This is a genomic window from Streptomyces sp. NBC_01142 (genome assembly GCF_026341125.1).
GTDB lineage: Bacteria > Actinomycetota > Actinomycetes > Streptomycetales > Streptomycetaceae > Streptomyces.
Genome location: NZ_JAPEOR010000010.1, coordinates 1 through 20,233, shown reverse-complemented (window position 1 = coordinate 20,233; position 20,233 = coordinate 1). Strand labels below are relative to the sequence as shown.

Annotated in this window: 19 protein-coding genes and 1 pseudogene; 12 read left to right on the top strand and 8 right to left on the bottom strand. The window is 67.4% G+C overall.

What is annotated here, in order from left to right:
* Positions 1–162: 162 nt before the first annotated feature.
* Both OG883_RS46025 and OG883_RS46020 read right to left on the bottom strand, forming a co-directional pair.
* Positions 163–630, bottom strand: a complete 468-nt coding sequence (locus OG883_RS46025; protein ID WP_266554808.1) for an ABC-three component system middle component 2 — start codon at positions 628–630, stop codon at positions 163–165.
* Positions 627–1,748 (bottom strand): ABC-three component system protein, encoded by a 1,122-nt coding sequence (locus OG883_RS46020; protein WP_266554807.1) that lies wholly within the window; start codon positions 1,746–1,748, stop codon positions 627–629. The genes OG883_RS46025 and OG883_RS46020 overlap by 4 nt, the downstream gene beginning before the upstream one ends.
* Between OG883_RS46020 and OG883_RS46015 the strand changes: the two genes are divergently transcribed.
* Positions 1,741–3,036: an ISAs1 family transposase gene (locus tag OG883_RS46015; RefSeq protein ID WP_266554806.1), complete on the top strand. Its 1,296-nt coding sequence runs from the start codon at positions 1,741–1,743 to the stop codon at positions 3,034–3,036. The two genes, OG883_RS46020 and OG883_RS46015, sit on opposite strands and share 8 nt — an antisense overlap.
* Positions 3,037–3,634: 598 nt before the next feature.
* On the opposite strand, the gene OG883_RS46010 is transcribed toward OG883_RS46015, so the two are convergent.
* The 4 genes from OG883_RS46010 to OG883_RS45995 all read right to left on the bottom strand — a co-directional run bounded on the left by OG883_RS46010 (position 3,635) and on the right by OG883_RS45995 (position 6,395).
* Positions 3,635–4,756, bottom strand: a complete 1,122-nt coding sequence (locus OG883_RS46010; protein ID WP_266554805.1) for a TniQ family protein — start codon at positions 4,754–4,756, stop codon at positions 3,635–3,637.
* A 128-nt stretch (positions 4,757–4,884) separates the two neighbouring features.
* Positions 4,885–5,436, bottom strand: a complete 552-nt coding sequence (locus tag OG883_RS46005) for a hypothetical protein (protein WP_266549796.1) — start codon at positions 5,434–5,436, stop codon at positions 4,885–4,887.
* 68 nt (positions 5,437–5,504) lie between these two features.
* On the bottom strand, positions 5,505–6,128 hold the full coding sequence (locus tag OG883_RS46000) for a TniQ family protein (RefSeq protein WP_266549799.1): 624 nt from the start codon (positions 6,126–6,128) through the stop codon (positions 5,505–5,507).
* Between the two features lie 12 nt (positions 6,129–6,140).
* Positions 6,141–6,395, bottom strand: a complete 255-nt coding sequence (locus OG883_RS45995) for a helix-turn-helix domain-containing protein (protein ID WP_266549802.1) — start codon at positions 6,393–6,395, stop codon at positions 6,141–6,143.
* A gap of 70 nt (positions 6,396–6,465) precedes the next feature.
* On the opposite strand from OG883_RS45995, the gene OG883_RS45990 reads away from it, so the two are divergent.
* The 11 genes and pseudogenes from OG883_RS45990 to OG883_RS45940 all read left to right on the top strand — a co-directional run bounded on the left by OG883_RS45990 (position 6,466) and on the right by OG883_RS45940 (position 18,035).
* On the top strand, positions 6,466–8,256 hold the full coding sequence (locus tag OG883_RS45990) for a TniQ family protein (RefSeq protein WP_266549804.1): 1,791 nt from the start codon (positions 6,466–6,468) through the stop codon (positions 8,254–8,256).
* Complete coding sequence (locus OG883_RS45985) at positions 8,253–9,020, top strand: TnsA-like heteromeric transposase endonuclease subunit (RefSeq protein WP_266549806.1); 768 nt, start codon at positions 8,253–8,255, stop codon at positions 9,018–9,020. The genes OG883_RS45990 and OG883_RS45985 overlap by 4 nt, the downstream gene beginning before the upstream one ends.
* Entirely contained in the window at positions 9,020–11,155 is a 2,136-nt protein-coding gene (locus tag OG883_RS45980; RefSeq protein ID WP_266549809.1) for a transposase, read from the top strand. The genes OG883_RS45985 and OG883_RS45980 overlap by 1 nt, the downstream gene beginning before the upstream one ends.
* A gap of 5 nt (positions 11,156–11,160) precedes the next feature.
* Positions 11,161–12,351 carry a TniB family NTP-binding protein gene (locus tag OG883_RS45975; protein ID WP_266549812.1) on the top strand — a complete coding sequence of 397 codons (1,191 nt, stop codon included), beginning with the start codon at positions 11,161–11,163 and terminating at the stop codon, positions 12,349–12,351.
* 72 nt (positions 12,352–12,423) lie between these two features.
* Positions 12,424–13,397 (top strand): annotated as a pseudogene (locus OG883_RS45970) (IS5 family transposase).
* Positions 13,398–13,473: 76 nt separating this feature from the next.
* Complete coding sequence (locus OG883_RS45965) at positions 13,474–14,634, top strand: IS701 family transposase (protein ID WP_266533120.1); 1,161 nt, start codon at positions 13,474–13,476, stop codon at positions 14,632–14,634.
* Positions 14,635–14,865: 231 nt separating this feature from the next.
* Entirely contained in the window at positions 14,866–15,732 is an 867-nt protein-coding gene (locus tag OG883_RS45960) for an IS5 family transposase (RefSeq protein WP_266533123.1), read from the top strand.
* Between the two features lie 49 nt (positions 15,733–15,781).
* Entirely contained in the window at positions 15,782–15,946 is a 165-nt protein-coding gene (locus tag OG883_RS45955) for a hypothetical protein (protein WP_266533125.1), read from the top strand.
* Positions 15,947–16,219: 273 nt separating this feature from the next.
* Complete coding sequence (locus OG883_RS45950; RefSeq protein ID WP_266533127.1) at positions 16,220–16,408, top strand: hypothetical protein; 189 nt, start codon at positions 16,220–16,222, stop codon at positions 16,406–16,408.
* Between the two features lie 197 nt (positions 16,409–16,605).
* Positions 16,606–17,031, top strand: a complete 426-nt coding sequence (locus OG883_RS45945; protein ID WP_266533129.1) for a hypothetical protein — start codon at positions 16,606–16,608, stop codon at positions 17,029–17,031.
* A 179-nt stretch (positions 17,032–17,210) separates the two neighbouring features.
* Positions 17,211–18,035 carry an SAM-dependent methyltransferase gene (locus OG883_RS45940; RefSeq protein WP_266541112.1) on the top strand — a complete coding sequence of 275 codons (825 nt, stop codon included), beginning with the start codon at positions 17,211–17,213 and terminating at the stop codon, positions 18,033–18,035.
* On the opposite strand, the gene OG883_RS45935 is transcribed toward OG883_RS45940, so the two are convergent.
* Entirely contained in the window at positions 18,032–18,922 is an 891-nt protein-coding gene (locus OG883_RS45935; RefSeq protein WP_266533132.1) for a helix-turn-helix transcriptional regulator, read from the bottom strand. The genes OG883_RS45940 and OG883_RS45935 overlap by 4 nt on opposite strands.
* Before the next feature lie 164 nt (positions 18,923–19,086).
* Complete coding sequence (locus tag OG883_RS45930) at positions 19,087–19,326, bottom strand: DUF397 domain-containing protein (protein WP_266533135.1); 240 nt, start codon at positions 19,324–19,326, stop codon at positions 19,087–19,089.
* Positions 19,327–20,233: the final 907 nt, after the last annotated feature.

Sequence of the window (20,233 nt, the reverse complement as noted above, 5' to 3'; positions counted from 1 at the left end):
ACCATGGTCAGCTGGGCGCCACCGAGCATGTACTCGACAGACCTGACGATGAAGGTCTTCCCGGTGTCGGAGGCGCCGTAGATCGTGGTCAGCTCGGGGCCGAAGACGATTTGCGCTGAAGGCTTGCCCGAGCCGGCGTAAGTGAGGTGGACCAGCTGGAGACTACCCACGATGGCCCTCGAACGGGCGGATGGTCACGGGGGCCGGGGGAGCCGTCAGCAGGGACCGGGTGGTGGCGCGTACGTCGGTGTCCGGGGCCCATTGGTGGACGGCCCACTCGGCGCGCTCGCGGAGCCGCAGAACGTACGGGGCTTCGAGAACGTCCACGAAGGCCGGGCCACGTTCAGTGGCCCGGTAGACCAGGCCACTCCCGTCAGCTTCGAGTTCGGCCAGGCCAGCGCGGATGAGCACCAGAAGTGCCTGTTCGAGGACTGTGCGCTTCAGGCCGAGCTCTCCCGAGCGAGCGGGCAGGTCCGGGTGCAGGCTGGGCGGCCCGTCGAACTCTCCGCTGTGGAGCACGGCATGGTCCAAGAGCGCGAGCTGGGCCAGGTCCAGAGCATCGGGATGGCTCTCCGAGAGCAGCACCAGTGCCCGCACGCCGATCTCCAGCGGGCTGTTAAGCGGTTTCATGTCCCTTCTCCCTCACACCACGTGAGCTCGTCCTCGTTCGCCAGGTGATGACATACCCCGGTACGGTCCAGAGTTCTCACGTGCTGAGCGAAAACCGTCTGCGTCAGCCCGGCATTGATCGCCTGCGAGGTGACGGCCTGCAGACGCTTCCACCCCGTGGGGTGGTCATCCCTCGCCACATCGATCACGGCGTCGTATATGTCCTTGACAATGGCCTCGAAATGACCCGCAGGGTAGGCCTCCTCCCCGAAGCGGCGCAGAGACTCGGCGCTGAAGAACGCTTCACGCTGGTGGCGCAAGTGCGGGCCGGCCGTGCGATGCTGCGCAATCTGGGTAACCGTGCTGGCATCACTGGGCCAGCGCTCAGCGTAGACCTGGACGAGCTGCTGCACGTAGCGGGCCTCGCGCGGCTCCGGCTTCTCGGGCGGTTCCATGACGGCCGGGCGCGGCGGGGACTCCGGCGGGAATCGCTTCACCCAGTAGTCAGTGGTTTTGTGCTGTTCAAGCATCTGCTTCATGTTGACGGTCTGAAACATCTCGAAAGACGTACCCGCCGCCAACTCCTCGACCTCGCGCCTCAACCGCGGGCCCAAGTCTGTGATGACCTTGTCCGTGGTCTCGCGAAGCGCCTCCACGAAGGCCTTGCGAGTACCGACCGGGCGTTGCAGGGCCTGCTGCAGGCTGGGGCCGATGGACGGGGCGACGAAGGTGTATTGCTCGGGCACGATGAACTCACCGGTGACCACGCCCGCGAACATCTTCCGAATCTCACCCGCGGCGGTGCTCCAGGCCAGCGTTCCCTTGTAGCGCTTGCACTGGTAGTTGTGCCAGGAACCTTCCAGGCTCTGGTGAGTAAGGAACGCGGCTACGTCGATGCCGTGGTCGCCAGTGCCTCCCTGGCGCACCACCCGCACGTACAGGCTGTCCAGCGCGGGCACCCACTCCTCGACGAACTTCTCGAACTCGTCGGGATCGTAGGTCAGGGCCCCGGCGTGTGCCTGGTTCGTCCTGACTTGGAGTGGTTGATCGCGACAGCGGGCCCCGGAAGCAGGTGAACACGGCACCTGGGGATCATGGAGTTCTCTAGGCTTCAAGATCCACGAAGGTGCCGTGTTCATCCCTCCATCATCCTCTGTCGCTGCTCCCGCGCCTCACGCACCTTGCCTGGAGGTCCTTGGTGAGGCTGTCGCACGGGTTCAAGTCCGTCGTCTCGTTGCCGAGTTGGAGTCGGTCACCGACCCCCGAGGGGCTTGCGGGGTGCGTTACCGGATCTCCTCGCTGCTGGCCCTGGTGATCTGCGCGATGACTGCGGCTGGCCATGATTCGATCACCGCGGCGGCGGAGTGGTGCCGGCGTGCGACGCCGGAGGAGCTGGCCGCCTTCGGCCTGCCCTACCACCCGTTGCTGGGCCGCTACCGCGTCCCGAGCGAGAAGACTCTGCGCAGCGTTCTGGGTCGTTTGGATCCCGGTGAGATCAGCGCGGCCGGCTACGACTGCCTCCGGCCCTTGCTGTCCGCGCAGCCCTGCCGGCCGGATCCAGTGATGCCCGACGGTGGGACCGAGCGCGAACAACGCCGGGCCCATCGGACAGCCGCCAGTGCCGCGCCGGCGCGGTCAAGGCGCCGGGCGATCGCGGTGGACGGCAAGTGCCTGCGCGGCGCGAAGCGACCGGACGGCAGCCGGGTCTTCCTACTGTCCGCGGTCCGCCACGGCGACGGTGTCACTCTCGCCTCGCGCGAGATCGGCGCGAAGACAAACGAGATCCCCGAGTTCGCACCCCTGCTCGACCACATCGACGACACAGACCTCGCGGGGACCGTCGTCACCGCCGACGCCCTCCACGCCCAACGCGACCACGCCACCTACCTGCACGAACGTGGCGCCCACTACCTGCTGACCATCAAGAACAACCAGCGGGGCCAGGCCCGCCAACTCCATGCCCTGCCCTGGAAGGACATCCCCGTGATCCACCGCGACGACGCGCGAGGGCACGGCCGCCACGAGCAACGGATCGTCCAGGTCGTCACCGTCGCGGGCCTTCTCTTTCCCTACGCGGCCCAGGCCCTGAGGATCCAGCGCCGACGCCGCCTCTACGGAGCCAAGAAATGGTCCAGCGAGACCGTCTATGCCATCACCGACCTGACCGCCGAAGAAGCGAGCGCGGCCGAGATCGCGTCTTGGGCCCGCGGGCACTGGACGGTGGAAAACACCGTCCACTGGGTCCGAGATGTGGCCTTCGGAGAGGATAAGTCCCAGGTCAGAACCCACAACGCGCCCGCCGTCCTCGCTGCCCTCCGTGACCTGATCCGCAGCGCACTCAAGCTCGCCGGCTACGTCAACACCACCGCCGGACGCCGAGCTCACACCGACCGCCCCCGCGTCCTCGCTCTCTACGGCATCACATGATCAAACCGGACGAGCCGGGCAAACGCCGGGGCCCTGGATCGTAGGTGAAGACGATCTTCTCAGGCGACGGCATAGCCGGGAACTGCATGGCCGTTGGATAGTTAAGGATGAGCGACGGAGCACCTGCCCGGCTTCCTGCCCCCTGCGGGACCTGACTCGGATCCAACATCTCCCCCTGAATGCCGCCGCCACTTCCCGCCGATGGACCCACTAGAGGTATCACTGGCAGGTCGTTTACGAAAAGACCACAACGGAGCGAATAGGAGCCAGGGGCCGGTGTGCCTAGCGGGCAGACACACGTGTCGGGTGTGGGCCGGTGATTCGTCGGCTGGCCGGCTCCCGCGCCGGACGGTCAGGCGTCCGGCAGCGAGGTCGAGGTCCTTGTGCAGGATGGTGGTTCCGGCAGAGGGCCGCGGTCCGGGTGCGCGTTCTTCCACTCGCCGTAGGCGATGAGCCGCGTCGCCGCAGGCGGCGTGGACGGGCTGGACACGTTGTTGGTCGCGGCCTGCCCGGTGCTGGAGTGGCAGGCCATCGTCCACGACAACAGCGGCGGCGTGATGACCCTCTGAGGGCTGCCGCACCGCACCCGGACGTCACCTCAACGGGCGGGGCCGAGGACCTGGTCGACGGCTACCGTGTCCAGGGCCTGGCGGAGAAGCCCGTGGAGCTGGGGGCTGGTCCGGGACAGGTAGGACGGCAGCTGGTCGCCGAATGATCTGAGATCGGCGCGGTGGGGGACATCGAAGGTTTCCCGGGCGGCGGCGGCCATGTCGCCGCTGCCGAGGATGCGCCCGATGACGCTGAACTCGGCGGCCGTGGTGACCGGGTCACGTTCCTTGCTGCGCGATCCGAACGCGCCGTGCCGCCACGGGTGGAGGAAACCGGACTCGGACGGCTGCCACTGGATGACGTCGCCGTCAATCCCCCAGCCGTCGTCAGCCGGTTGGTCGGTGTAGCGCTCCTTCAACGCCGGGTCGGGGCTGGTGAAGGCCTGGACATGGAGCGGTTCGGGATCCCTGAGAAGGATGCGGAGCGTCCGGAAGTCGTCGAACCACTGCTGCGTGGAGGCCGGCCGGCCGGAGCGGACCGCGGCGAGGTGTGCGATCAGGTTCTGGTGCACTTCGCGTACCACCGTATCGGCGACGGGCGCAGTGACGATCTCCCACAGCGGGAGGCCGCACCGCTTGCGCTTGGACCGACGCCTGTCAGGAGATTCGGGGAGCCGATCGTCGGGGCGGGAGAGGAAGCCGGGGCATCGCCCGGCCGCGTCTCCGCGCAGGATGGACGGGGAGAAGGGCGAGCCGCAGTCCGGGCAGAAGGAGGCGGTGTAGCAGCCGTGCTTCGGGCACATCACCGCCCAGGACCGGTACCACCACAGCGGCCAGCGCGCGGGAGGTCTCAGGCACTGCGGACAGAACGCCCAGGTTTCTTCGGGAGCCCAGCGGAACTCATCGTGCCGGTCCAGCCTGCCGCTGCTCTCCTCGACGACGCCGAACAAGGTCATGTCGCGTAGCTGTGTCGGGTCCAGGCCTGTTGCAGCAAGCAGCGACCTGGCTGAAGGAAGCGGGAGTTCGGCGGTGTGGCGGGCGAGCCGGGCGGCGTGCGCGGGTGGCGGCTCCAGACCGAGCCGGTCCATGATCTGCGTACGGTCCACCTCGTAGCAGGAGGCGAGGTGGTCGACCCAGCTGAACAGGGATTCGCCAGGTTGTGGCAGCGGCACGACCGGCAAGCGGCGCGACTGGTGCTCGTCAGGCCCGGTCCGAGTATCTTGAAGTCCTCGCCGGAGGCGCTCCGTTGCTTCGCTGGGCGGGACGATGCTGTCCACCTCGGTGTCGAGGCTGTCCGGCTTCATCGGGACTGCCCTTGGGAGTTCGGCCTGTCTACGCTCCCGGCAGTGGGGTGCAGGCGGTACGGGGACCGGGAGTTGATGTAGGCGGGGCCCTGGTAGGGCAAGGACACCAGGTCGACTCGCAGGGCCTCGCGCATGTGCGCGGTGTCGTGGTGGAACGGCCCGAACACCAGGGAGGTTCCGTACAACTGGTGCCCGTGGTCCATGAGATGAGTGAACGGATCTCCGAAGCGCGGCTGTTTGAGCTTCAGCCACTGCACCGACCGTTGCGGGCGGAACTCATGCGTCGACAGCCGCTGGGCTACGTGTGCGGCGCCGGCCATCCGCAGCGGGTCAGCCCACAGCGGCGACAGCTCCGGCTCGCCCTGGGGCCAGCCGGTATCGGTGTCGGTGAAATGGAGCACAGGCCGGAGTTCCGCCTGGGCCCTGGACAGCATGTCGGGGGCGAGGCGCTGGGCGGCGATGGCGGTCAGCGAGGCGAACTCCGTCTCCCGGGCGGGACTCTTCCGGTGTTCCGTACAGCCAGCGCAGCAGCCGCTTCTGCCCCTCAAAGGCGTGTCTGTCGGCGAGCGGGACCGTCGCGCCCTGGTCCAGGCGCCCACGGCACACGGTGGCATTGTCACCTTCCGGATGCGGGATGCGGGATGCGGCTGGTGAGCGAGGGGGCGGAGGCTCGCCACCGCAGCCGGCACACGCGGCTGTCCCAGCCCCAGGACAGCCCGCTCTGTACTCGCTTGCACCGCGGGCAGCAGTTGCGCAGATACACCCGGTGATCCAGGCAGACGAAGCTCCACGGCAGCTTCCACTCCAGCCGCCACTGTCCGTCCCGGGCGAGGCACTTGGGGCAGAAGTTGGAGTGGCGCCGAAGAACCCACGCTCCGACAACCCACGCGGTCAGGTCCCCTCGATGCTGAAAGGGTGGGGACGGGAGGTTGGGCAAGGCGGTGGCGGCGAACCGCGACAGCAGCATGCCGCCGATCGTTTCAGCGGGTACGCCCGTCGCCGCGGAGAGTGTGTCCAGGGACGAGGGCGCAAGAGCCAGGCCCGCCGTCGTCGGGCGCATCTCCCCTCGGACCGCGAGCCCCAGACAGGCGAGGATGTCCGGCTGGTGGATCCCGTAGAGGAGACCGATCCGGTTGATCCAGCTGGGCAGTGACTCCCGTGCACCGGGCAGGGGAACAGCCGGCAGCCGACGCGGCACCCCGACCTGTGGGGCAGGCGGGCAGACGCCTGGATCCAGCATGAACACGGGCCGTTACTGGTGGTCCGCACCCATGTCCTGGAACAGCTCGGAGGGCGTCACGCCCAGGGCCTTTGCCAGGGCCGGGATGCGGTCGACGGAGATGCTGTGGACGGAGGCCTCGACCTCCGCGTAGAAGGACCGGTCCATCCCCGCAGCGGCCGCCACCGCGGTCTGGGTCATCCCCGCACGCGTACGCAGAGCCCGCAGACGCCGCCCGAAGACCAGCCGCTGAGCCGGGACGCCCGCACCGGAATCACTGTTCGCCACAGACGGAACCGTAGTACGGTCCCACGATTGTAGGAGATCTCCTACAAGATCGAATCGGGAGGAGGAGCCGGTGGACCACCGAGGACTGCCGCGTCGGCTTCCGTCGGTACCGGTTCCCGTCGACGGTGAGTCGTTCCCGTCCTGGCTCAGCCGCGCGGCGGCCGACTGGCAGATCGCCCCGGGCCAGGCCGCGCAGGTGCTGGGCCTGGCATGCCACCCGAGCTACTCGGGGGTGAGGCCTTTGTGGTTCGGCACCGCGCTCACACAGCGAAGCCTTCAGGGCATCAGGGCGGCCACCGGCCTGGACGCGCCGGTGATTCAGGCGATGCAGCTGTCGCGGTATGCGGATACCGTGCTGGACTTCACCGGGCCCGACCAGCCGGCACAGCAGGAGGAGAGCCTGGCCAGGCTCCGCAACCGCGAGTGGGCGCTGTTCACATCCAGCCGCGCGTGCCCGAAATGCCTGGCCTCCGCTCCGGTGTGGCCGCTGTGGTGGCGTCTGGGCATGGCCGCCGTGTGCCCTGAGCATCGTGTCCTGCTGGTGGATACCTGCCGGCAGTGCGATGCGCGTCTCGGTTCCGGATACGCCGGCCACCCCCGCGGCTTGACCACCCGCCGCCAGATGCTCGACCTGGATCTTTGCAACAACCGGCGTTCTGCGAGCAGGAGGCGCAAGGCCGGGTTGTGCAGCCGGAGGCTGGCCACACACCCCACCGTGCCGGTCCCGGCCGAACTCGCCGACCTGCAGCAGCGCCTCCTTGATGTCGCCGACGGCGGCCCCGCGCAGGTGGCAGGCAGCGAGGTGACCGGGGCGGAGTTCTTCGCCGTGGTGCGGTTCACCGCGGCCGTGGTCCGGCTGGTCACCACCGCCGAGGAGATCAGCGCCTGCAGCGCGCTGCCCGGTGCGGCAGTCGAGGCGTTCACCGCCGACCTGCATCAGCGGCAGCTCGCCAGCCTGGGCGGCGGGCGCAGCCAGCTCCAGGCCAGCCCGCCCAGTGCCGCGCACGCCGCCGCTGTCCTCGCACTGAGCGCCCCGGTGCTCTTCGCCGAGGACCGCGCCGCCTGCCAGGGCGCCCTGGCGGCCTGGATGGACCGGGCCGTCGCGCTGCGCCGCAGGCCCGGCAAGAGCGATCCGCTGCGCCCGATACCGCGGCCTGCCGCTCTGGAGCCGTTGGTGCGCGCCGCTATCCGGCCCGCATCCCGCGTCGCTGGCGTGCTGGCCAGCCGCTCCCAGAGCCAGGCGCCGTTCACCGCCCACCACGTGTGCCACCTCGCGGATCCGGGCGACTACCGCGAACTGATCGCCCGGCATCTGCCCGGCACCGCCGAGATCAGCGGCCGGCGCCTGGCCGCTATGGCGCTGGCCCGCCTCGCAGGCGCCACCAGCTGGCAGCGGGCCGCGGCCGCGCTGGCCATGGACCCCCTCAAAGCCGCCCGCGCAGCGAACACGCTGGTGCAGCGGATCGGCGACGCGGGCGCGTTCTGGCAGGACATCGAACGCCTCGGCGCCCGCCTCGTCGAGCACGGCCTGATCGACTATGCCGCCCGGCGCTGGGCCCTGTCCGGCCTGACTGAGGTTCCGCACCTGGTGCTGTTCGCGGTGTGCCACCCCCTGGGGTACGACGTCACCGAGCAGCGCCGCCGCCACGCCGCCGCCTGGATCTGGCAGCACTTCACCGGCGGAGACGTCCGCGACGCCCCCGCATACGCCCCCCACCTGTGGGCCCCGACCGGCATGACTTCCGTCCGCGAAGGCGCCAGGCGCTTCGCAGCCTGGCTCCCCGCATCCGTCGCCTGTGAACTCACCGCACACGGACAGGCGCTCCTCGACGGCGCCACCGAAGGAAAGCGAGGGGCATGAGTCCGAAACGACCCAACACACTGCGGCCCGTACGCAGCGCGGCCCACCCCCTGTACATCCACTACTACGACGCCGACTGCACCGAACGGCTCCTGCCCGCCGACCAGGCCCGCGAGGTGCGCTTCGAGACCTGCATGCCGGCCCGCGACTTTCCCACCTACGAAGGACAGGAACACACCCCCGGCTCCTACTGGGCGGCCAGCAGCGACACGGTCCTGGACTACGAGAGCTTCCTGGAAGCCCGCTGGATGAAGCTCCTCGACTTCGACGCGAAGATCGCCTGCTTCGCGGCCCAGCCCTTCATCTTCGAGGGCATCGACGCCGACGGCTCCTGGACCCACTACCCGGACCTGTTCGTCCGCCGCAGTGACGGCTCCGTGCTGCTGCTGGACGTCAAGAACCCCGAACAGCTCGACAAGTCCAAAGTCCAGCTCCAGGCCCGCCGTAGCGCCACCGCATGCCAACAACTCGGCTGGGACTACCAGATGGTCGGCGAACCGGACGAGCAGCTGTGGGCCACCGTCGAATGGCTCGCCGGCTACCGCAGACCGCTGAACGCCGCCGCCCCCCTCGTGGACATCCTGCTCTTCCGCGCCCAGCACCCGGTCACCATCGCCGAGCTGCTCTCCATCTGGCCTGATCCGGATATCGAACGGGCCGTCACCTACCACCTCATGTGGCACGACCGCCTGCTGTTCGACCTCACCCGCCCGCTGCGCGACCACACCCAGGTGTGGGCCGCACCCGAACCGGAGCACACCTGATGGACCAGCGCCACCGCATCGCCGTCGAAGACTGGATCGATTTCGAGGAAGAACAGCACCAGGTCACCGGCATCACCGGCGCCCTGGTCCGCCTGCGCTCGATCTCCGGACGCCACCAGACGATCATGCTCAGCATCCTGCTGACCGACCCCACCTTCCGCACCCTGACCGCGCCGCCGGCCACCTCCGACAACGGCACCGCGGGCCTGGACCCCGGCGGCGTTCTGGCATCGCTGACGAACAAGCAGGCCCGCGACGACGCCCTGGAACTCGAAGCCCACCTGTACGAGGCCACCACCGGCTTCCGCTCCGGCTCCTCCTTCGACAAGGAGCCCGGCGAGCCCCGCCCCCAGTACCACCCCGACCTCCTGCTCTCCGAGCGAGTCGTGACCAAGGCGGCCGAGCTTGGACTGACCGAGCGCCGCATCTGGCAGCTGCTCGAGGAGTGGGAAGAGAAGGGCCTGTGGGCGCTGGTCGACGGCCGCAAAGCCCGGTTGAAGAACCCGCTGCGCAACATCGACGAGCGGGTGATCACCGCGATCCGCGAGCAGGCCGCCGCCGAACAACGCGACAGTTCCTCCAGCGTCTCCACCCGCTTCCGGCGCCGCACCCAGAACCGGCTCGACGCGGACTACGGCCCCGGGACCGTCGAACTGCCCAAGCCGGACACCTTCCGCCGGGTGGTCAAACTCCTCCTCCACCGTAGTCCCTCCGACCCCGCCTACCAGCGGATCTCGGACGCCAACCAGCCCGACCGCACCTTCGGCAACGTCATCGCCCACCGGCCCGGCCAGGTCGTCATGCTCGACACCACCCCGCTCGACGTCCTGGCCTACGACCCCGCGATGAACGACACCTACAACGTCGAACTCACCGTCGCCATCGACGTCACCACCCGCTCCATCCTCGCCTGGCGCCTCACCCCGCTGGGCACCAAGGCCATCGACATCGGCCTGCTGCTGGCGGACGTCATGACGCCCGAGCCGATGCGCCCCGAGTGGGCCGACGCCCTGCGCTACCAGATGCTGCGCGTCCCCTTCGAGCGTCACCTCAGCGTCGACGAACGCCTCGCCGAAGCCGCAGCGAGGCCCGTCGTCTACCCCGAGACCCTGCTCTACGACCACGGCAAGCCCTACAAGTCCGACGTCGTCAAGCGCGCCTGCCGCAAATGGAGGATCGACCTGCAGGACGCCCGCAAGCTGAAGCCCACCGACAAACCCCACGTGGAACGCCTGTTCGGGACAATCCGGGAACAGTTCTCCATGCACATCGCCGGTTACAAGGGCTTCAACGTCGCCCACCGCGGCAAGCACGTCGAAGAACAGGCCCGCTGGACCCTGGACGAGATCGCCGAGTTCTTCGCCGAGTACGTCATCGCGGTCTACCAGAACCAGCACCACCGAGGCCTGACCCTGCAGGGCTTTCCCGACCTGAACGTCTCGCCCAACGAGGCGTACGCCATGGCGCTCGGAGCGGCCGGCTACGTCGACTGCCCCCGCGACCCCAAGATGTACTACGAACTGCTGCCCATCGCGGATGGCGGCCGCGCTATCAACTCCTACGGCGTCGAGCTCGACTACCTGGTCTACAACGAGGACGTCCTCTACAAGTTCCGCCGTGCCAAGTCCCCCTACGACAACGGACGCTGGCCCATCCGCTACGACCCCCGCAACCTGCTGCACACCTACTTCCACAACCCCCGCAACGACACCTGGTACACGCTGCGCTGGACCAAGGCGCTCAGCGACCTGCAGCCCTTCACCGACATCACCCTGCGCGAGGCCAGGCGTCTGGTGGAACAGCGCGGCGGCGACCCGAAGGACAAGGACTTCCAGGAGCAGATCGCCAAGGCCCTGTGGGACCTGCAGAACCGCACCGACGCCCCCGAGATGTGGACCAAGACCGACCGCACGCGTCACACCCGCGACCGGCACCGCGGTGAAGCCCAGGCCCAGGACGAAGCACGCTCCACCCCCGCGGTCCCCGCCACCGTCCCGCCGCCGGTGCCGGAAGTCGTCGAGCCGACCGTCCCCGCGCTCCACGCCGTCCCCGACTTGCCCGGCGAGGACGACTTCGACCCGTTCGCCGTCCAGCCCGCCGAGGTCTGGAACCCCCACACCAGTCAGGAAGGCTGACCGCAGTGCCCACCCCCTTCCCCTCCGACGACCTGCCCGAAGAGCCGTACGGGCCGGGCGACTTCAGGCACCCCGGCCTGTCCGAGCCGCGCACCAAGGAGGAATGGCGCGAATACCTCGACTACATCCTCCCCCTGCAGCCGGTCCTGCTGCCCCTCGCGGACTACGAGCAGCTTGACGCCGAGGAACGGCACCGGCACAACATGGCCCGCTTCGCCCACCACAGTGCCCTGGTCATCGTCCGCACCAGCCAGATGAAGACCATCCACCACCAGATCCGCCGCCGGATGATGACCAACGCCTTCCAGCCCGCCGGGGCACGGCGCAGCATCGTCCTCGACGGTCCCGCCACCCTCGGCAAATCCACCTTGGTCAAGACGTTCGCGTACGACTTCGAGCACGAACTGCGGCGCAACCACCCCGAACGCTTCGAGAAGCGGTACATCGTCGACGGGCGGCTGATCGACTACACGCCCGTCGTCTACATCAACATCCCCTCCCAGGCCACCCCGAAGGACCTGTCGGTCGCACTGGCGCAGTACCTCGCCCAGCCCTACCGGTCCGGCGCCACCAAGAGCGACATCACCCGCCTCGTCCTGGACAACATGCGCCGCACGGGCGTCGAGCTCGTGATCATCGACGACGCGCACTTCATGGACCTCTCCCTCAAGGAGGGGAAGGTCGTCAACGACCACCTGAAGTTCATCGCAAACCACACCGCCGCCACCTTTATCTACACCGGTGTCGACCTGAAGTACTCGGGCCTCTTCCTCGAAGGCACCGGCGACGCGCGCGTCACCCAGACCGCTGGCCGCAACACCCTGCTCCACATGACCCCCTACCGCATCGGGACCAGGGACGAGAAGGCCGACTGGGTCTCCGTCATCACCGCGATGGAAGACGCCCTCGTCCTGTACAAACACCGGCCCGGCACCCTCGTCGGCCAGTGGGAGTACCTGTACCGCCGCACCGGAGGCAACATCAGCTCTCTCGCGGAACTCATCCGCGAAGCGGCAGCCGACGCGGTCCTGACCGGAGCCGAGCGCATCGACCGGAACCTCCTGGCCAGCATCACGATCAACGAGCACGCCCAGAGCACCTACGAGACCGACTGGGGTCACACCGACCCCACCCCGCCACCTCCTGGCGACACCCAGAACCCCGACGAAGAAGACGGGCAAGCCGAAGCCAGCTAGGGCCTGTATCTGGTTGTGATCAATCTGTGGGGACGCCTGCGTCCTGTGCCGCGATCTGGTAGATCGTCGTGCATGACGCGGGCGCAACTCACCGACGAAGCATGGGAGTTCATCGAGCCGTACTTGCCGATCGGCAGGTTTGGCCCGTATCCCGAGCGGCTGCGGCAGCAGTTCGAGGGCGTGATCTGGCGCTTCAAGACGGGCGGGCAGTGGCGGGAGATGCCGACCGAGTTCGGCGCCTGGTCCACCGTGCACAACCGCTTCAGGCAGTGGCGGGACGCCGGTGTCTTCGAGGCCCTGCTGGAGGGTCTGACAGCCGAGGCCGCCAAGCGCGGCGAGGTGGACTTGTCGCTGGTCAGCGTGGACTCCACCACTACCCGCGCCCACCACGACGCCGCCGGGGTGCAGCTCGACGAGGAGGTGCTCACCGCCCTGGAGAAGGCCGCCGAGGAGGAGAAGACCCAGTCAAAGGGGGCGATGAGCAAGGACAAGACGGGCGATCCGCCGACAGTGACCCCGCCCGGGAGGAGCGACGCCGCCTGCGAAGGCGACACCGACTCCGGCTGAGGGCCGCTCTGCTCGGGCGCTCGCGCGGCGGACAGACCAGCAAGGTCCACCTCGCTTCCGACCGCAAGTGCCGTCCGCTCGCGCTCATCCTGACCGCTGGACAGGCCGCCGACAGCCCGCAGTTCATCCCCGTCCTGAAGAAGGTAAGGGTCCGCGGACCCGTCGGTCGTCCCCGCACCCGGCGCGACGCGGTGGCCGGGGACAAGGCGTACTCGTCCCGCGGCAACCGCGCCTACCTGCGAAGACGCCAGATCAAGGCGGTCATCCCGGAGAAGAAGGGCAGCCGGGGTGGTCGGCCCGTCGGCCACGACATCGACCTCTACAAGGAGAGGAACACCGTCGAGCGCCTGATCAACAAGCTGAAAGCCTGGCGGGGCATCGCGACCCGCTACGACAAGAGGCCCGAAAGCTACCTCGCCGGCCTGCATCTTCGTGCCTCCATGATCTGGATCAAGGACCTCACGCGAACCACCCTCTGATCACAACCAGATACAGGCCCTAGTACTGCAACGGTGCTTGCCGTGACGGTTGGGCAGGTCGGTCGTTTATCAGGTCATGGGTGGGGAACTTGCTGATGCCCGGTCGTGGGCCGGTGAACTGAAGGCCTTGCACGAGCGGTTCGTGCACCGTTTCTCCAGGTCGGAGCCGCGGGAGTCGGCTCTCGCCTATATGCGGGGGCTGATAGCTCCGCTGGAGCGGAAGAACGGCTGGACGCTTGCCGAGGAGGCCGGGCATGGCGGCCCGGACCGGATCCACCGGCTGCTGAACCGGATCGACTGGAGCGCGGACGAAGTCCTGGACGACGTGCGGGACTACGTCGTCGAGCACCTCGGCGATCCGGATGCGGTGCTGATCGTGGACGACACCGGGTTCCTGAAGAAGGGCATCCGCTCGGCCGGGGTCCAGCGCCAATACTCCGGAACCGCCGGCCGGACGGAGAACTCCCAGATCGGGGTCTTCCTCGCCTATGCCGGCGGACGCGGCCGCACATTGATCGACCGCCGCCTCTATCTGCCCACCTCATGGACCGATGACCGCGACCGGTGCCGGGCCGCGGGCATCGACGACACGGTCGCCTTCGAGACGAAAGTGGTGATGGCCAAGGCCATGGTCCGCCGGGCGATCACGGACCGGATCCCGTTCCGGTGGGTGACCGCCGACGCCGCCTACGGCTTCTCCAAGGGCTGGCGTTCTGAGCTGGAGCGGGCGGATGTCTTCCACGTGATGGCCACCACCCGGCATGACACCGTCGTCACCCGCTGGGCCATGGACCACCCCGTTCACGATCTGTTTCCCGGGCTGTCCCGGCAGAAGTGGAAGCGCCGTTCCTGCGGCAACGGCGCCCACGGCCCGAGGGTCTACGACTGGGCGAGGGTCGAGGTCCGTCCCTGGCACCGCGAGGACCGTCGTCACTGGGTGATCGCCCGCCGAAGTGTCCGCCGGCCCGAGGAGATCTCCTACTACATCGCCTACTGCCCGGCCGACACCACACTCGACGAGCTGATCCGCATCGCGGGCAGCCGGTGGGCGGTCGAGGAGTGCTTCCAGACCGCGAAGCAGGAGTGCGGCCTGGACGACTACCAGGTCCGCCGCTACGACGGCTGGCACCGCCACATCACCCTGGCCATGGCCGCACACGCCTGCCTCACCGTCCTGCGGGCCCGTGAACTCGACACCGGGAAAGCAGAAACGGATCCTCCCAGCTCATACCCCTGACCCTCCCCGAACTCAGACGCCTGATCACCCGCCTCACTCGACCCCGCCCAAGCACCGACCACGTCCTGCACTGGTCACACTGGCGCCGCAGACGACAACACCAAGCCCGCATCAGCCACTACAAACGACGCGGCCACACACCACCAGAAGCCAACAAACCATCAGAGCAAAGACCGTTGCAGTACTAGGGTGCGTTTCAGAAGTGGATCTTGATGTGTCAAGATCCACTTCATGGGGCGGCACGATCTGACGAATGCGCAGTGGACGAAGCTGGAGCCCTTGCTCCCGGTCGGCAAGAAGCCTGGCCGGCCGCCGGTGCACACCAAGCGGCAGTTGATAGACGGCATACGCTGGCGCACCCGCGCCGGTGCTCCCTGGCGGGACGTGCCCGAGCGGTACGGCCCGTGGGAAACGGTCTACGGCCTGTTCCGGCGCTGGCAGCGGGATGGCACCTGGCACCGTATCTTCGAGCAACTGCAGGCTCAGGCCGACGCCGAAGGACTGATCACCTGGGACGTCTCGGTGGACTCGACCATCGCCCGCGCCCACCAGCATGCGGCTGGTGCTCGCAATCTGCAGATCGAGCCGCCGGGTGGTGTCTTCACCGAGCCCGAGGACCACGGGCTCGGACGCTCCCGGGGCGGGCTGACCACCAAGCTCCACCTGGCGGTCGAGCAGGCCCAGAAACCGATGTCGCTGGTCATCACGGCCGGACATCGCGGCGACTCCCCGCAGTTCGAGGTGGTCCTGGGGCGTATCCGGGTGCCCAGGCTCGGGCCGGGCCGCCCGCGCACCCGGCCGGACAAGGTCCGCGCCGACAAGGCGTACGGGTCCCGCGCGAACCGCGCCTACCTGCGCAAGCGCGGTATCCGATGCACCATCCCGGAGAAGCGCGACCAGATCGCCAACCGCAAGAAACGCGGCTCCCAGGGTGGCCGGCCACCCACGTTCGACAAGGCCGACTACAAGGAGCGCCACGCGGTGGAATGCGGAATCAATCGCCTCAAACGCCACCGCGCGGTCGCCACGAGATACGACAAGCTCGCCGTCCGCTACGAAGCGACCGTGCCGATCGCAGCCATCAACGAGTGGCTGTGACCAGCACTTTCAAAACGCACCCTAGATCCACACCCTGTGCCGCCGAAGAATGAGCCTCTACCTGAAGGCCGACCGGAAGCGGGCCGACGCGCCTCCCGGGCTCACCCGGGAGGCGACGGGGCTCGGCAGCTCGGGAAGCGGTACGAAATACCCCGACGGCGCGCTGATCGAATGTGATCGAGGATGCATTGAATTGTCTCTTCGCCGCCAGTGAGGATCGAAGCATGACGGAAATCGACCCCTGATGATCGCAATGCTATGTGCGCAAAAATGACTTTGCATAGAGGGGCTTGAGGGGCCAGCCCCCCTGTTCGGCGCGGTAGTTTCCTTTCAGGCCCGCTCGAGGGCCCGCCCGGGAAGTGTGCATCCACGTCCCCGGGGACGAACAGATCGACAAGGAAACAAACAAATGATCGAACCGATTCGCCGAGGGCGCCTGCAGCTGCCCTCCGGGCAATTTAACGGTACCAGTTTCAATATTGTCCCCGTGGGGATTCACGCCGACCCGGGAGGCCATGTAGCGGTGCGGCTGAGTGCTGTTCTCGCCGCCTTCGTCCTCACGTGGACCGTGGTCTCCGGCACCGCAGTTGACACGGTCCAGTCCGCCTTCATCGTCACCATGCTCGGCTTCGCCTGGCATGCCGGTGTCCACTTCAGCTGGGGCCTGGGCGAGTAGCCCTGGGCATTTCGGCCTCGCGTTCCCATTGAGCGCGAGGCCCATTCCCTTTGCCGCCTGTACATGCGGCATTGAGCACAGGGGCCGGCGCAGCGGTCCCGCGCCCTTGAGGAGCCCTCATTCTCTTCTCCCCTCGTTCCGCTGTGCCGCAGAGCGGTCTCCCCATTCGCTACCCCGTGCCGACGACGGTTGCTGCGGTGGCCGCGGACCTGGGGTTCGCGGCCTTCGTCGAACGGAACCGGCCGCGCTACATGCGCTACGCCGGAGCTCGCCTGCCTGCTGAGGTGGGTTCTTCGGCCGTTGTAAGCACCACGCTGATATCCGCCCGGGAGCGCTGGGGCTGGTTGTTGAGCCAGCCCTGCCCCGCGGCCGAGGTCTGGCAGGAACTTCGCCTTCGGGTGGGCTGGCAGGCCGACCGCACCGCGCCGCACGATCCGGCCCTGACCGCGTTGTACGGACAGCTTCCGGACGGGTGCGCCGACAGCGTGGTGCTGTGCTGCCGACTTGGCTTTGACGTCGACGAGGCGGCCGAGCTGATGGGTGCCGAATCGCCCACGATCGAAGCGGCCCTCACTGTCGCGCAGCGCGCGCTGCCGTATCTCGTCGAGGGGAGGCGCCTCTGACTCACCTGTGAATTCCTCCGGCATATTCGCTCTCTGGCCACGCTCGCTCGGATGCGCCACTTTCTGCCAGCTTGTGCCACCCTTCACCCGTACCGGCGGTGGTGCAGTTGCGTGCTGCCCTTCTAGGATGGGCAACTTCACTCCGATCGGGGCGGAATCGGTTAGGGGACGGGCCGTTGGTGGAGAGAAAGCATGTCGATTTGTCGGTGCCGAGTGCGGCGCGGATGTACGACTGGCTGCTGGGTGGCAGCAATAATTTCGAAGTAGACCGGGTTGCCTGCCAGTTATTGCTGGAGGTGGCGCCCACGTCGCGTGAGATCGCTCTGAACAACCGGTGGTTCCTTCAGCGTGTGGTCCGGGTGCTGGCCGAGGAGCACGGGATCAAGCAGTTCATCGACTTCGGTTCCGGCCTCCCGACCCAGCGGAACGTGCATCAGATCGCGCAGGAGGCCCACCGCGAGTCACGGGTCGTCTATATCGACACCGATCCGGTCGTCCTGGCGCTGGGCCAGTCTCTGCTGGATGAGAACGACAACACCGCGCTACTGCCGGTCGACATGACGGACACCGACACTATCTTCGGTCACCCGGACTTCACGCGGCTCATCGACTTCACCCAGCCGGTGGCCGCCCTGTTCGTCTCCGTGCTGCACTGCCTGCCTGACAGTGCCGGTCCCAAGGCTCTGGTGGAGCGGGTGGCCGACAGGCTCGTCCCGGGCAGTTTCGTCGTTGTGTGTCAGCTGGTGAGCGACGACCCGAAGGTCCGCGACGAGGTCACCGAACTCATGCGGACCCAGACCGGGGGCAACTGGGGAAGGGTTCGCGAGAAGGCGGACGTGGAGGAGATCTTCGAGAAGCTCCTCGTAGAGGAGCCAGGTCTCGTCGATGTGACCGACTGGCGACCTGACTCCGAGATCCAGCAGCGCCAACGCAGCGTCGAGTGGACGGAGTTCGGCGGGCTGGGGAAGGTGCCGTCCGGGAGTAGGCCCGGGGGCGCCGGCTAGGAGTACCGCTTGACGGCTGCCTCCAGCATGCGCCGGCTGTCCGCCGGTGAAGCGCACGCCTCACCCTGGATGCGCAGGAGCAACTGAAGGTGCCGCTCGAACTCGTTGTCCTTGGTCGGCCACGGCTTCGTGCGTTCCTCGGCGCTCCGTGCGGGCTTGTTGTAGTAGTCGGCCTTGCCGTAGCCCTCGACGTAGACGAGGTCGGGCAGTCCGCCGCGGCCGAACTGGAGGTGGGCCATGCCGCCCGCCATCGATGCCTCGTTGCCCGCGATCATGCGGTCGAGGAGCACGAACCGGAGGGTGAGGTGAGGGAGGTCAGCTATCTCAAGCAAGTGGAGCATCTGCTCGAGCATCACCTCGTTGGGGCCGACCCGTCGGAGCAGGACGGACTCGTCCATCAGGAATACGCAGCGTGGCGGGTCGGCCTGGCCGAAAACCCGCTCTTGGCGCTCCCGGCGCAGAGCGACGCGCATTGCCATCTCCGGGCTGTCCCACTCGCTGATGTGCAAGCCGGTGCGGATGATGCAGTTCGCGTACTCCGGTGTCTGCAACAGGCCCGACACCAGGCGCACGTCATATGTGGTGAGCACGATGGCCATGGACTCAAGGCCGAGGAGCCGGCGCAGGTACTCGGCTGTGAAGTCACCGAACCTGCTCTGAAACCACTCCGGCTCCTCGGCGCGGGAGAGCAGCATCGTCAGCTCGTCCCGCGCCGGGCTGTCGAGCTTCAGTTGATTCATCACCGCTTCGACCGTCCGCCGCTCGGGCGTGGTTTCCGCATTCTCCAGGCGGCTGATTGTTGAGTTCGAAACGAGGATCGCTTTCGCCAGGGCTGTCTGCGTGAGGCCGGCCTTATCACGCAAATCCTTGACGGCAAGTCCAAGCATGATGTGGGCCGCTGTCTTTGTTGCGTCTGGCCCGGCAGTGCGCCGGGCCAGACGGATGATCGGAATCGGATCCGGGGACACGCCTTCTCCTTCAACGGGCAGTCGTATTCACATGATGACACGCCCGAGCTGAAGGTGGCGGCCGAACTTATGTACGCCGATGCCTAGTTGAGGGTGCAGAGGGCGTCGAACTCGCCCTTCTTGGCGCCATCGATGAACGCTTCCATCTCCGCGCTGGAGACGATCAGCGCTGCCCCGGCGGGATCGGTCGAGTTACGGATCGCGATGCGGCCCTGGGGGAGCTCGGCGAGCTCGATGCACATGCCGTTCGCTTCGGACATGCGGCTCTTGACCCATTGCCCCGGGATGAGGTCAGCGGCCATACCGTTCGTGAAGTTCTGCATCGAAGAGGCACCCTCTCTGTTCGATAATCCCATTTTTTCTACCTTCCTCCTCGCGGCCACGAGACTGCACAGGTGAAAGCCCCATGAAATCCCGTGATGCAATTTCATGGCCCGGCGTGGATGGAATGCTAGCGGCCCAAATTCGAACAAGGATGTCCCACGTACGGGTGGGTCGCTCAGCCCCGGAGGCCTCTCGTGGCCGCCAGGCAAGCGTGGTGCCACGGCGACTTCCATGCGGAAGCAATGGCCTGCGTACCCGTCCGCGACCGCGCCCTGGAAGGCCACCTGCTCGCAAGCGCGGCAAGACCATCGGGGGCGCGGGCCTTACCGAAGACCACATGCTCTCTGTGGCCTCCACCTGCGTGAGCAGGAGATGAGTCTGCGCGACATCGCCGCCCGGCTCGTCATCACCAAGGGCGCGAAGAAGGGTCAGGACCTGCCGCCCGCGACCGGCCATGCGGATACTCCGCGAGCACAACGAGCAGATGGCCGCGATGGAACCCGCGCCCTGACCTGCGGACCACTCCCTAGCGTTGCTCTTCCGGCGGGAGCTACCGGGACCCCTTGTGACGACAGCCCAGCGGCCACTCAGCGTAGGACTACGGAGAGTGGCCCCGGCGCGGGTTGCGCCCAGAGGGCGTGTAGCGCACTGAAATCATTCGTGCGTCGGGTGTGACTCAAGTCACCGCACAAATGATTTCAGCGCCCAGGTCAGAGACACGCCCACTGCAATCTTTTGTGCGTCCCGACATCAAGGTAGGTGACGTACTCACGGGCTGCGTCACCCAAAGCGGACGCTAGATGCAGATTCACTGAGACGTATCACCGCGACGTGCAGATTCGCTGAGACGAAGTTGATTTGGTGCAACTTAGATGAGATCCACGTCAGCTTCGTTGAGACAGGTCA